The following is a 12,336-nucleotide window of genomic DNA, read 5'->3' as shown; positions in this document are numbered from 1 at the left end:
CGGTAAAAAATCTAGTGCAGGGAGTTTTTAGTTCGCCTGATAGCGACTAAAAGAAACGACCTGCCTTTCTATTCGTCGCCTCTCAGGGCGACATTAAATAAGATACAAAGGACGAATAGAAAGCGATTGAATTTTAGGAAACCAAGGAAGGATTGACAATCCAAATTGGTTTCTCTAAATTCCGAGCTTTCCGTCCGTGTTCAGTTACATAAATTCTCCGACGAGCTTTTACTCGTTCTTAGTTTGATTGTTTAAAAGCTTCCATCATCTCGATAAACTCGTCAAACAGGTAGCTTGCGTCGTGTGGGCCAGGTGCTGCGTCTGGGTGGTATTGGACAGAGAAAGCAGGTTGGTATCTGTGTCGCACACCTTCAACTGACTTGTCATTGATTTCTTCGTGGGTAATGATCAAGTGCTCTGGCAAATCCTCACGACTGACTGCATAACCATGGTTTTGGCTAGTAAAGTCTACTCGTCCTGTTGCAATTTCACGTACTGCATGGTTAAAGCCACGATGACCAAATTTCATCTTATAAGTCTTAGCCCCGTTTGCCATAGCAAATAGTTGGTGTCCCATACAAATACCAAAGATTGGAATTTTTCCTTGCACACCACGAATCATGTCGAGTGCTTGTGGAACATCCTCTGGGTTACCAGGACCGTTTGACAACATAACTCCATCAGGATTAAGATGGAGAATTTCTTCTGCCGTTGTCGAATAAGGAACAACAGTCACGTTACAGTTGCGCTTAGAAAGTTCACGTAAGATTGAGTGCTTGAGACCAAAGTCCACTAGCACTACGCTCAAACCAACTCCTGGAGCTGGATAAGATGTTTTAGTAGAAACCTGTTTGATATTATCTGTCGGCAAGACTGTCGCTTGGAGTTGGTCCGTCACATGGTCCATGCTGTCCCCAACATGGGTCAAGGTTGCACGCATAGTACCATGCTTACGGATGATCTTGGTAAGAGCACGCGTATCAATCCCTGAAATACCAGGAATTTTCTTGGCTTTCAAAAATTCATCCAAGGTCATTTGGTTGCGCCAGTTACTTGCTCTACGTGCCTCTTCGAAAACAACAACTCCCTTACAAGTTGGAATAATAGATTCGTAATCATCACGGTTGATTCCATAATTTCCCACCAAAGGATAAGTAAAGGTCAAGATTTGTCCATTATAAGACTGGTCTGTAATGGATTCTTGGTAGCCGGTCATGCCTGTATTAAAGACGATTTCGCCTGTTACATCAATATCTGCTCCGAAGGCCTTGCCTTCAAAAACTGTGCCATCTTCTAATACTAGAAGTCTTTTTGTCATATTTTCACCTCTCGTGGACGCTCACTGGCGTCTTTTAACGTCTTGTGTTTTAGTTGGCGTTTCTACTCGCCAGTATGGATTCTAAGATTGCCATTCGAACAAAGACACCATTGGTCATTTGTTGGACAATCCGTGATTTTGGTGCTTCAACCAAGTGGTCTGCGATTTCTACATCACGATTGACTGGAGCTGGGTGCATAAGGATTGCTGTTTCTTTCAAACGGTCATAACGTTCTTGAGTCAAGCCATGTTGGGCATGGTAGTCTTCTTTTGAAAATACAGCTCCACTATCATGGCGTTCATGTTGCACACGGAGAAACATCATGACATCCACCTGATCAATGATTTCATCAATGGTTACAAACTGTCCATAGTCCGCAAACTCTTGACTTCTCCATTCCTCAGGTCCAGCAAAGTAAAGTTCAGCTCCCAAGCGTTTCAAAATCTGCATATTGGATTTGGCAACGCGTGAGTGGTCCAAGTCGCCTGCAATAGCAACCTTAAGACCCTCAAAGTGACCAAATTCCTCATAAATAGTCATCAAATCAAGCAAGCTCTGGCTAGGGTGTTGTCCCGAACCATCTCCACCATTGATGATGGAAGTCGTAATCGTGGGACTAGCAATTAACTCTCTGTAGTAGTCAACCTCTGGGTGGCGAATCACACAGACATCCACTCCTAAAGCAGACAAAGTCAAAATGGTATCATAAAGTGTCTCACCCTTATTAACCGAACTAGTTTTCACATCAAAGTCAAGTCGTTCCAATCCCAGTTTAATTTCTGCCACTTCAAAGGACTTATGCGTCCGTGTAGAATCCTCAAAGAAAAGATTGGAAACAATCGGGTGGTCTTCATAAGGAAGCTGAGCTCCGTTTTTAAACTCAATTCCTCGCTTGATCAATTTCATCACTTGATCAACAGTGAGGTCTTCCATGGATACAACATGGTTCAATGCTTGTTGATTTTCTGACATGGCTACTCCTTTAGCTTTCTAAGCTTCTTCAGTAATCAGAACTCTGTCTTGGCCATCAAGTTCTGCCATCTCTACGATGATTTCTTCAGAACGACTAGTAGGGATATTTTTCCCAACGTAATCTGGACGGATTGGCAATTCTCTATGTCCACGATCGACTAGAACTGCTAAACTCACGCGCGCAGGACGACCATGACCTACAATATTATCAATAGCAGCACGAATAGTACGACCTGTATAAAGTACATCGTCCACCAAGATGACTTCACGGCCTGTCACATCAACAGAAATCAAAGAAGTATCTTCTCCGCTTTTAACATCATCACGGAAAGGTTTGGTGTCCAATTCCACAACAGGAACTGAAAGATTTTCTAGTTGCTCCAAACGTTCTTGGATACGGTGGGCGATAAAGACACCACGAGTTTTAATACCAGCCAAGACGATTTTATTCAAATCTTTGTTGCGCTCGATAATCTCATAAGTAATACGCGTAATCGCTCGTTTGACGGTTAATTCGTCTACAACTTCTTTTGTCTTCATGACAAACCTCCAAAAAGAAAAGTCTCCTTAAACAAGGAGACTTGAAATGTATAGCCAAGCGAGCCTTACTGGAAACAGTATAGACTTCACCCTTCTACTTTATCGCGCTCCTTGCCTGCCTCACGGGACAGGTTTAAAGGAATATTTAATTATCAATTACTATAGCACAAAGCGGGCCTAAAATCAAGCAAAAACTTTTGATGATCCATCTTATAAATTGCTAAAATCATATAACTGTGGGTACTGGTCACACTCTGGATTTTTAGGATGACAAATGGCTCGTCCAAAATAAATCATGGCCTGATGGGCTGCTAGCCACTGCTCCGGTGGCAAGATATCCATGACCCGTTTTTCCACCTCAAGTGGTGTTGCTGATTTTTTGACGATATCGTGGTGTTTACAAATACGTTCCACATGAGTATCCACTGCAAAAGCTGGAATCCCAAACCCCACACTCATGACAACATTGGCTGTTTTGCGACCAACACCTGCTAAACTCTCTAATTCCTCACGTGTCTGAGGGACCTGACCGCCAAAATCATCTAGTAACTGTTGGGCACATTTTTTAAGGAATTTAGCCTTATTTCGATACAGTCCCAGGCGAGAAATATGTGAGGCAATCTCACTCTCTGTCGCTACAGACATGGCTTGTGGGGTTGGAAAGGCAACAAAGAGACCTGGTGTGACCTTATTTACCGCTACATCCGTTGTCTGAGCTGATAACATGACCGCAACCAAGAGTTCAAAATGATTGGTAAAATCAAGACTAGGCTTAGCATCTGGAAAAAGAGCAATGATTTCTTCTAGCACTTTTCGTGCTCGTTTTTTTGATAAGACCATTACTCGTCTCCATCAAATAGTCCTTGTAGGTCAGCAAAAGGACTGTTTTCTTCTTTCTTAACTGCTTGTTGAGCTTGGTATTCTTCCTCTGTCATGATTTGCCAGTCATTTCCAGAAACAAATCCTTGACCAGCCTCTTCTTCTGCTGTCAAGACCTTGATAGGAATGTTTAGCAAGATATTGTCTGACACGCTCTCAGCAAGGTCAAGTTCTCCATTTTCGATAGGCAAGACCAAATCATCGTCTAAAACTTCCTGATCTAGTTGGTTAGTTGCGCCTTCCATGAAAACTTCCGTTACTGGATAAGATTCAACTAGCTCAACTGGCTCCATACTGCGACTTGAAGCAAGAACAATGGTATAAGATAGTTGATAATCTAAGAAATACATACGGTCTTCGTACTGTACTTTCCCAACTGCAAGGATATCTTTTACATCTAAAATTTCTTGATTGCGTGAACGCAGGTCAGCAACTAGGTCTAACGTCTGTTCAAAATGCAAGCCTTCAGACTGCTTACGAATTTCTTGAATATTTAATTTCATACTTCCTCCATAAAGATTTACTCTCTTGATTATACCATGAAAAGGCCACAAACCAGCACACCAAACTTTGTAATTAAAATTTGAATTTTTGACATATTTACCATGAAAATTTTGTTTTTAGTGCTATACTGTCGGCAAGAATACATCAGAGCAAGGAGGAGGCTCACATGGAAGACAAAGCACTGATTACTAATGCAACCCAACTCCTATCTGAGTTATACTCTTCGATAATCTCTTCAAACCGCGTCAACGTCGACTTGTCGTTAGTATGAGATACTGACTTCGTCCGTTCTATCTGCAACCTCAAAGCTGTGCTTTGAGCAGCCTGCGACTAGTTTCCTAGTTTGTTCTTTAATTTTCATTGAGTATAAAACCTAGAATTTCCAGTTTTCTATTGACAAAAGTTCCTGAAAGGTATAGGATAGAGGTACTAATACTCGGAGGTAAGGGAGACATGAACAACTAAGTCTATCAAATAAATAATCTTTATTTAGTAGATCTTGTTTTTGTCTCTTTTTGTGTGCTCTTTTTGTACTAGATTTTCTGGTACTTTATCCTCTTTGAAAATCAAAAAACTAGAAAGCTAACCATCTGCTCCTCTTGGGTTGGATAGGGGTAGACAAGCCTAGTTTGACAGGATTTTCAACATGGATAATAGCGTTTCTGACAGTGACTTTGGGCTCTACTAGATAAAGTAGAGCTTTTTGTTATGCACTATGGACATTCTAGAAAGGGCAATTATATGATAAAAATTAATCACCTGACCATCACTCAAAACAAAGATTTACGAGACCTTGTCTCTGACCTAAGCATGACCATCCAAGACGGGGAAAAGGTCGCTATTATTGGCGAAGAAGGAAATGGAAAATCAACCTTACTTAAAACTTTAATGGGGGAAACTTTGTCTGATTTCACTATCAGGGGAGACATTCAATCTGATTATCAATCAATAGCCTACATTCCTCAAAAACTCCCCGAGGACCTGAAAAAGAAAACTTTACACAACTACTTCTTTTTAGATACTATTGATTTAGATTACAGTGTCCTCTATCGTTTAGCTGAGGAATTGCATTTTGATAGCAATCGCTTTGCTAGTGACCAAGATATCGGGAGCCTATCGGGTGGCGAAGCTTTGAAAATTCAGCTCATCCATGAGTTAGCCAAACCCTTTGAGATTCTATTTTTAGATGAACCTTCAAATGACCTGGACCTTGAGACGGTTGATTGGCTAAAAAGACAGATACAGAAGATGAGGCAAACCGTTATTTTCATTTCCCATGATGAAGACTTTCTTTCTGAAACGGCTGATACTATTGTCCACCTGCGACTGATCAAGCACCGTAAAGAAGCGGAAACCCTAGTAGAACATTTAGACTATGATCGCTATAGCGACCAGAGAAAGGCTAATTTTATCAAACAAAGCCAGCAAGCTGCTAACGAGCAAAGAGCCTACGATAAAACCATGGAAAAACATCGGCGAGTCAAGCAAAATGTAGAGACTGCGCTTCGAGCTACCAAAGACAGTACTGCTGGGCGCCTATTAGCTAAAAAGATGAAAAATGTTCTCTCTCAAGAAAAACGCATTGAAAAGACAGCTCAGTCCATGACCCAAAAACCACTTGAAGAAGAACACATTCAACTTTTCTTCTCAGACATACAGCCATTACCTGCTTCTAAAGTCTTAATCCAGCTGGAAAAAGAAAGTTTGTCCATTGGCGACCGAGTTTTGTCTCAGGAACTACAACTAACTGTCCGTAGGCAAGAAAAAATCGGTATCATCGGTCAAAATGGTGTTGGTAAATCAACTCTGTTAGCCAAGTTACATCAACTTCTTAATGATAAAAAAGAGATTTCCCTTGGTTTTATGCCACAAGATTACCAGCAAAAACTGCAATTGGATTTATCACCAATAGCCTACCTCAGCAAAACTGGAGAAAAAGAGGAACTACAGAAAATCCAATCTCACTTAGCAAGTCTCAATTTTAGTTATCCAGAAATGCAGCATCAAATTCGCTCCTTATCTGGCGGACAACAGGGAAAACTCCTGCTTTTGGATTTAGTCTTGCGCAAACCAAACTTTCTCCTGCTGGATGAACCTACACGAAACTTTTCTCCAACTTCTCAACCTGAAATAAGAAAACTCTTTGCAACATATCCAGGTGGTATCATCACTGTTTCGCATGACCGTCGTTTCTTAAAAGAAGTCTGTTCGACCATCTATCGCTTGACAGAACACGGTTTAGAAGTAGTTAATTTAGAAGATTTATAAATTTGCAACATAGCAAAAATCCAGAGACGACCTCTGGATTCTTTTTTACATATGTTTCAAACGTTCAATCCGTTCTGAGATCGGTGGGTGGGTATAAAAGAGTTTTTGGAACCCTCCCCCTTTCTTGGGATCATTGATATATAGTGCACTGCTGGCATCATCGACAGGATGACTCATCGGTTTACTGTTGTCTAACTTGCGTAGAGCATTAATCATCCCTTGAGGATTGCGCGTCAACTCGACACTGGAAGCATCCGCTAGGAATTCCCTCTGACGAGAAATAGCTAGTTGTACCAAGGTGGCAGCAAGAGGTGCCAGCACAATAGCTAGTAGAGAAACTACGAGCATAATGATTTCTAGGCCATTTCCATCTCGGTCATCATCACTTCGTCTGCGACCTGCTCCACCCCACCACATCATACGACCTGCCATACTAGAAAGCATGGTGATAGCACTAGCAAGGGCAACAGCAATAGTCGAAATACGGATATCGTAATTACGAATATGACTGACTTCATGTCCCATAACAGCTTCTAGTTCTTCACGATTCATGATAGCCAGGAGACCTGAAGTCGCAGCAACCGCCGCGTTTTGAGGGTTAGAACCTGTCGCAAAGGCATTTAAGGCTGGATCATCAATGATGAAAACACGAGGCATAGGAATCTGGGCCACCATAGCCATATCTTCCACTACATGGTAGAGGTCTGGTGCCGTTTGCTCATCCACCTCACGCGCTCCATTCATGGACATGACAATCTCTGTCGATTGAAAAATCATGGACAAGGCATAGATAAAGCCGATAATCAGTGCGATAACCAAACCACCAAACCCAGACCGCATAAAGAGGTAACCAACCGCATAACCAACAAGAGCTAAGAGTAGGAAAAATACCAGCAACAAAATCCACGTTCTTCGTTTATTGCTTGCAATTTGATCAAACAACATCTTAGTCACCTAAACCGCTAAAATCAACTTTAGGAACTGCTTTTTCCTCTTCTGGAGTTTGAAGGAAATCTGCTGCTTTAAATCCAAACATTCCAGCGATAATATTGCTTGGGAAAGTTTCTAATTTTACATTGTAGTTGCTGACAACACTGTTGTAGAGTTGACGAGAGTAAGAAATTTTATTTTCTGTATTTGTCAACTCCTCTTGCAATTTAACAAAGTTGGCACTGGCTTTCAAATCTGGATAGCTTTCTGCAACTGCAAAGATACCTGAAACCTGGCGAGTAAGGGCATCACTAGCTTTCATAGCTTCTGCTGGTGAAGTCGCTGCCGCCACTTGGTTACGCAGTTCTGCCACCTTTTCAAGGGTAGAACCTTCATATTTGGCATAACCTTTTACAGTCTCAATCAAGTTTGGCAAGAGGTCATTTCGACGTTTCAACTGAACATCAATTTGGCTCCAAGCCTCCTTTGTTTGCATACGATTCTTAACCAAACCGTTGTAGCTAACAATCACAAAAATCACAACAAGAGCGATAACTCCAAGAATAATCCAAGTCATTATATAAGTCCTTTCTGCTTTTAGATTAGTACCAGTATATCAAATTTTTAATGATTGTGGTAAAATAAGATGATACTAAAGAAGGAAAAAACTATGAAACCAGAAACATTTTACAACTTGCTTGCCGAGCAAAATCTTTCACTTTCGGACCAGCAAAAAAAACAATTTGAACGCTATTTTGAACTCTTGGTCGAGTGGAATGAGAAGATTAATTTGACGGCTATTACAGATAAGGAAGAAGTCTATCTGAAACACTTTTACGATTCGATTGCACCCATTCTGCAAGGCTTAATTTCAAATGAAACTATCAAACTTCTTGATATTGGAGCCGGGGCAGGATTTCCTAGTCTACCTATGAAAATCCTCTATCCTCAGCTAAATGTAACTATCATTGATTCTCTCAACAAGCGCATCAACTTCCTCAAACTTTTGGCTCAGGAACTGGATTTAGACGATGTTCATTTCTACCATGGACGTGCCGAAGATTTTGCCCAAGACAAAAACTTCCGTGCTCAGTATGATTTTGTAACGGCTCGTGCGGTTGCCCGTATGCAAGTCCTATCTGAATTAACTATTCCCTACCTTAAAGTTGGCGGAAAACTATTGGCACTCAAGGCTAGCAATGCTCCTGAGGAATTATTAGAAGCTAAGAATGCCCTCAACCTCCTTTTTAGTAAAGTAGAAGACAATCTCAGCTACGCCCTACCAAATGGAGATCCACGTTACATCACAGTGGTAGAAAAGAAAAAAGAAACACCAAATAAATATCCAAGAAAGGCTGGCATGCCCAACAAACGCCCGCTTTAAATTTTTTAGTAAAAAATGTTTACAAAGTTCGGAATTTCTGCTATACTATCACAAGCAAAGGTTTTTAATGTCATCCCGTGAGGTGACGAAGACGCAGAAATACTTGAAACTCTTTAAAGTCTAGATTTTAGAGAAGTCTTACTCTGAGGGCCTATTGCTGTAAAATAATGGGCTCTTTTTTGATGCCCAAAAGTGAGGTTTATATGAAACAAGAATCAACTGTTGATTTGTTACTAGACGTTGACCAACGTCCTTCGGCTGGAAAAGGAATTCTCCTTAGTTTCCAACACGTTTTCGCCATGTTCGGTGCGACCATCTTGGTACCCTTGATTTTGGGAATGCCTGTATCTGTTGCCCTTTTTGCTTCAGGTGTCGGGACACTCATCTATATGATTTCAACTGGATTTAAAGTTCCAGTTTATCTAGGTTCTTCTTTTGCCTTTATCACAGCAATGTCACTGGCTATGAAAGAAATGGGGGGTGATGTATCTGCTGCTCAAACAGGAGTTATCTTGACTGGTTTGGTCTATGTCCTTGTGGCTGCAGGTGTTCGTTTTGCAGGTACAAAATGGATTGATAAACTCTTGCCACCAATCATCATCGGACCTATGATTATCGTTATCGGTCTGGGACTTGCAGGTTCAGCTGTTACCAATGCTGGTCTTGTAGCTGACGGGAATTGGAAAAATGCTCTTGTAGCAGTTGTTACTTTCTTGATTGCTGCCTTTATCAATACAAAAGGAAAAGGCTTCCTACGAATCATTCCATTCCTCTTTGCCATTATCGGTGGTTACCTCTTCGCACTAACACTTGGCTTGGTTGACTTTACACCAGTTCTTAAAGCCAACTGGTTCGAGATTCCTGGTTTCTACTTGCCATTTAATACAGGCGGTGCCTTTAAAGAATACAATCTTTACTTCGGTCCAGAAACCATCGCTATCTTGCCAATCGCTATCGTAACAATTTCTGAACATATCGGAGACCATACTGTTTTGGGTCAAATCTGTGGCCGTCAATTCTTGAAAGAACCAGGTCTTCACCGTACTCTTCTTGGTGACGGTATCGCAACTTCAGTTTCTGCCTTCCTTGGTGGACCAGCCAATACAACTTATGGAGAAAATACAGGGGTTATCGGTATGACTCGTATCGCTTCTGTCTCAGTTATCCGTAACGCTGCCTTCATCGCGATTGCCCTTAGCTTCCTTGGTAAATTCACTGCCTTGATTTCAACCATTCCAAATGCTGTACTTGGTGGTATGTCAATCCTTCTCTACGGAGTTATCGCAAGTAATGGTTTGAAAGTCTTGATCAAAGAACGTGTAGACTTCAGTCAAATGCGTAACCTAATCATCGCAAGTGCTATGTTGGTACTTGGACTTGGAGGAGCTATCCTTAAACTTGGTCCAGTTACCCTTTCAGGTACTGCCCTATCAGCCATGACAGGAATCATCTTGAACTTGATCTTACCATACGAAAATAAAGATTAAGAGTCTAAACACATCAAAAAACGAGCATTTCCAATTACGGAAGTGCTCATTTTTCTTCTTTCTAAAAAAGGAAAGCCCTGCGGCCTTCCTTTGTCTTACTTACGTTTCTTCTTCGCTTTTTTCATTTTGTTAGCCATACGTTTCATTGACTGTTTCATGGCAAATTCACCGATTTTACCTTTTAGTCCGCCACCAAACATCTGGCTCATATCTGGCATTCCTGCTCCTCCGAGAGCTGACAGGTCAGGCATACCGCCTTGTCCCATCATTCCTTCAAGGGCAGACATATCCATTCCTCCCATATTTGGCATATTTTTAGGAAGGTTGTTTGGATTGATTCCCATTTGCTTCATCATTTTGTTCATATCTCCAGACATGACACCTTGCATGAGTTGTTTAGCCTGGTTAAAGTCTTTGATGAATTTATTGACTTCTACAAAAGTATTTCCAGAACCTGCAGCGATACGACGGCGACGGCTTGGATTTAACAAATCGGGATTTTCACGTTCTTCAGGTGTCATTGAAGACACAATGGCACGTTTACGAGCAATCTGGCGTTCATCTACCTTCATGTTTTGAAGGGCTGGGTTGTTGGCCATACCTGGAATCATCTTGAGCAAGTCTTCCATCGGCCCCATGTTTTGCACCTGATCCAACTGATCAATGAAATCATTGAAATCAAAGGTATTTTCACGCATCTTCTCAGCCATTTCAAGGGCTTTTTGCTCATCGTATTCTTGAGAAGCTTTCTCAATCAAAGTGAGCATATCCCCCATGCCAAGGATACGGCTAGACATGCGGTCTGGGTGGAAGGTTTCAATGTCCGTAATCTTTTCACCTGTACCAGTAAACTTGATTGGTTTTCCAGTAATGTGACGAACAGATAAAGCAGCACCACCACGAGTGTCCCCATCAATCTTGGTAAGGATGACCCCAGTCACTTCTAACTGAGCATTAAACTCACGCGCAACATTGGCCGCTTCTTGACCAATCATGGCATCAACCACGAGGAGAATTTCGTTTGGTTGAGCCAGTGCTTTCACGTCACGAAGCTCATTCATCAAAAGCTCATCAATCTGCAAACGACCTGCCGTATCAATCAAGACATAGTCATTATGATTAGCTTGGGCTTGCTCCAAACCTTGACGTACAATCTCAACAGCTGGTACTTCTGTTCCAAGTGCGAAGACAGGCACATCAATTTGTTGTCCAAGAGTTTTGAGCTGGTCAATGGCTGCTGGACGATAGATATCCGCCGCAATCATCAAAGGACGAGCATTTTCTTCCTTCTTGAGTTTGTTGGCCAATTTACCAGCAAAGGTTGTTTTACCAGCTCCTTGTAAACCAACCATCATGATGATTGTAGGAATCTTAGGTGACTTGATAATCTCAGCTGTATCAGAACCTAAAACGTCTGTCAGTTCCTCATCAACGATTTTAATAATCTGTTGCGCAGGATTAAGGGTATCAATGACCTCATGCCCGACTGCACGCTCACGAACTTTCTTGATAAAGTCCTTTACAACAGGCAAGGCAACGTCGGCCTCAAGCAAGGCCAAGCGAATTTCTTTGGTTGCCTCTTGGACATCAGATTCAGAGATTTTTCCTTTTTTACGTAGATTTTTAAAGACGTTCTGCAAACGTTCTGTTAAACTTTCAAATGCCATTTTTCTTCCTCTTATTCTCTATTATCAATGCTTGTTAAAATTTCTATCTGCTCCTGCAGAAAGTCATCCTTGGGATAGCGCTCTAAAATCTGGTCAAAAATTTGACTGCGGACAATGTAGTCCGAGTACATGTGCAATTTCATCTCATAATCTTCCAGAGTCTTTTCTGTCCGCTTGATATTATCATAGACAGCCTGACGACTGACACCAAACTCCTCGGCAATCTCAGCAAGGCTGTAATCATCAGCATAGTAGAGCTCTATATAATTCATTTGCTTATCTGTCAAAAGCGCCGCATAAAATTCAAAGAGCGCATTCATACGATTGGTTTTTTCGATTTCCATAACTTTTATTATACCAAAAATTAGTCTAATCTACCACATTAG

At 41.4% G+C, this 12,336-nt stretch carries 12 protein-coding genes; 3 read left to right on the top strand and 9 right to left on the bottom strand.

What is annotated here, in order from left to right:
* Positions 1-238: 238 nt before the first annotated feature.
* The 5 genes from NMM26_RS08115 to NMM26_RS08095 all read right to left on the bottom strand — a co-directional run bounded on the left by NMM26_RS08115 (position 239) and on the right by NMM26_RS08095 (position 4,213).
* Positions 239-1,318 carry a carbamoyl phosphate synthase small subunit gene (locus NMM26_RS08115; protein ID WP_000166853.1) on the bottom strand — a complete coding sequence of 360 codons (1,080 nt, stop codon included), beginning with the start codon at positions 1,316-1,318 and terminating at the stop codon, positions 239-241.
* A 49-nt stretch (positions 1,319-1,367) separates the two neighbouring features.
* The gene (locus NMM26_RS08110) at positions 1,368-2,291 is read right to left on the bottom strand and encodes an aspartate carbamoyltransferase catalytic subunit (RefSeq protein WP_049551157.1); all 924 of its coding nucleotides are present in this window, start codon (positions 2,289-2,291) and stop codon (positions 1,368-1,370) included.
* 18 nt (positions 2,292-2,309) lie between these two features.
* Complete coding sequence (gene pyrR, locus NMM26_RS08105; protein WP_033681983.1) at positions 2,310-2,831, bottom strand: bifunctional pyr operon transcriptional regulator/uracil phosphoribosyltransferase PyrR; 522 nt, start codon at positions 2,829-2,831, stop codon at positions 2,310-2,312.
* Positions 2,832-3,041: 210 nt separating this feature from the next.
* A complete protein-coding gene (gene nth, locus NMM26_RS08100) occupies positions 3,042-3,671 on the bottom strand; it encodes an endonuclease III (RefSeq protein ID WP_254754235.1) in 630 nt (209 codons plus the stop codon).
* Positions 3,671-4,213: a DUF177 domain-containing protein gene (locus tag NMM26_RS08095; protein ID WP_049551155.1), complete on the bottom strand. Its 543-nt coding sequence runs from the start codon at positions 4,211-4,213 to the stop codon at positions 3,671-3,673. The genes nth and NMM26_RS08095 overlap by 1 nt, the downstream gene beginning before the upstream one ends.
* A gap of 709 nt (positions 4,214-4,922) precedes the next feature.
* Between NMM26_RS08095 and NMM26_RS08090 the strand changes: the two genes are divergently transcribed.
* Complete coding sequence (locus NMM26_RS08090; RefSeq protein WP_049551154.1) at positions 4,923-6,482, top strand: ATP-binding cassette domain-containing protein; 1,560 nt, start codon at positions 4,923-4,925, stop codon at positions 6,480-6,482.
* 45 nt (positions 6,483-6,527) lie between these two features.
* Here the strand turns inward: NMM26_RS08090 and htpX are convergent, their stop codons facing one another.
* Complete coding sequence (htpX, locus tag NMM26_RS08085; RefSeq protein WP_049551153.1) at positions 6,528-7,427, bottom strand: zinc metalloprotease HtpX; 900 nt, start codon at positions 7,425-7,427, stop codon at positions 6,528-6,530.
* A 1-nt stretch (position 7,428) separates the two neighbouring features.
* Positions 7,429-7,989, bottom strand: coding sequence for a LemA family protein (locus NMM26_RS08080; RefSeq protein ID WP_000219828.1), 561 nt, complete (start codon positions 7,987-7,989; stop codon positions 7,429-7,431).
* 93 nt (positions 7,990-8,082) lie between these two features.
* Between NMM26_RS08080 and rsmG the strand changes: the two genes are divergently transcribed.
* Both rsmG and NMM26_RS08070 read left to right on the top strand, forming a co-directional pair.
* Positions 8,083-8,796 (top strand): 16S rRNA (guanine(527)-N(7))-methyltransferase RsmG, encoded by a 714-nt coding sequence (gene rsmG / locus NMM26_RS08075; RefSeq protein WP_000801943.1) that lies wholly within the window; start codon positions 8,083-8,085, stop codon positions 8,794-8,796.
* A gap of 203 nt (positions 8,797-8,999) precedes the next feature.
* A complete protein-coding gene (locus tag NMM26_RS08070; protein ID WP_004241778.1) occupies positions 9,000-10,283 on the top strand; it encodes a uracil-xanthine permease family protein in 1,284 nt (427 codons plus the stop codon).
* Positions 10,284-10,378: 95 nt separating this feature from the next.
* On the opposite strand, the gene ffh is transcribed toward NMM26_RS08070, so the two are convergent.
* Complete coding sequence (gene ffh, locus NMM26_RS08065) at positions 10,379-11,950, bottom strand: signal recognition particle protein (RefSeq protein WP_050203406.1); 1,572 nt, start codon at positions 11,948-11,950, stop codon at positions 10,379-10,381.
* Positions 11,951-11,961: 11 nt separating this feature from the next.
* On the bottom strand, positions 11,962-12,294 hold the full coding sequence (locus tag NMM26_RS08060; RefSeq protein ID WP_070527803.1) for a putative DNA-binding protein: 333 nt from the start codon (positions 12,292-12,294) through the stop codon (positions 11,962-11,964).
* Positions 12,295-12,336: the final 42 nt, after the last annotated feature.

This window comes from Streptococcus sp. CF7_Ac1-8 (genome assembly GCF_024295435.1).
GTDB classification, from domain to species: Bacteria; Bacillota; Bacilli; order Lactobacillales; family Streptococcaceae; genus Streptococcus; species Streptococcus mitis_AP.
The sequence above is the reverse complement of the archived record's forward strand: the minus strand, read 5'-3'. Positions and strand labels throughout refer to the sequence as shown.

Coding starts and splice junctions, on each gene's coding strand:
- NMM26_RS08070 (WP_004241778.1), top strand. CDS start 9,000: ATGAAACAAGAATCAACTGTTGATTTGTTACTAGACGTTGACCAACGT.
- nth (WP_254754235.1), bottom strand. CDS start 3,671: ATGGTCTTATCAAAAAAACGAGCACGAAAAGTGCTAGAAGAAATCATT.
- ffh (WP_050203406.1), bottom strand. CDS start 11,950: ATGGCATTTGAAAGTTTAACAGAACGTTTGCAGAACGTCTTTAAAAAT.
- NMM26_RS08090 (WP_049551154.1), top strand. CDS start 4,923: ATGCACTATGGACATTCTAGAAAGGGCAATTATATGATAAAAATTAAT.
- pyrR (WP_033681983.1), bottom strand. CDS start 2,831: ATGAAGACAAAAGAAGTTGTAGACGAATTAACCGTCAAACGAGCGATT.
- NMM26_RS08110 (WP_049551157.1), bottom strand. CDS start 2,291: ATGTCAGAAAATCAACAAGCATTGAACCATGTTGTATCCATGGAAGAC.
- NMM26_RS08080 (WP_000219828.1), bottom strand. CDS start 7,989: ATGACTTGGATTATTCTTGGAGTTATCGCTCTTGTTGTGATTTTTGTG.
- NMM26_RS08115 (WP_000166853.1), bottom strand. CDS start 1,318: ATGACAAAAAGACTTCTAGTATTAGAAGATGGCACAGTTTTTGAAGGC.
- NMM26_RS08060 (WP_070527803.1), bottom strand. CDS start 12,294: ATGGAAATCGAAAAAACCAATCGTATGAATGCGCTCTTTGAATTTTAT.
- NMM26_RS08095 (WP_049551155.1), bottom strand. CDS start 4,213: ATGAAATTAAATATTCAAGAAATTCGTAAGCAGTCTGAAGGCTTGCAT.
- htpX (WP_049551153.1), bottom strand. CDS start 7,427: ATGTTGTTTGATCAAATTGCAAGCAATAAACGAAGAACGTGGATTTTG.
- rsmG (WP_000801943.1), top strand. CDS start 8,083: ATGAAACCAGAAACATTTTACAACTTGCTTGCCGAGCAAAATCTTTCA.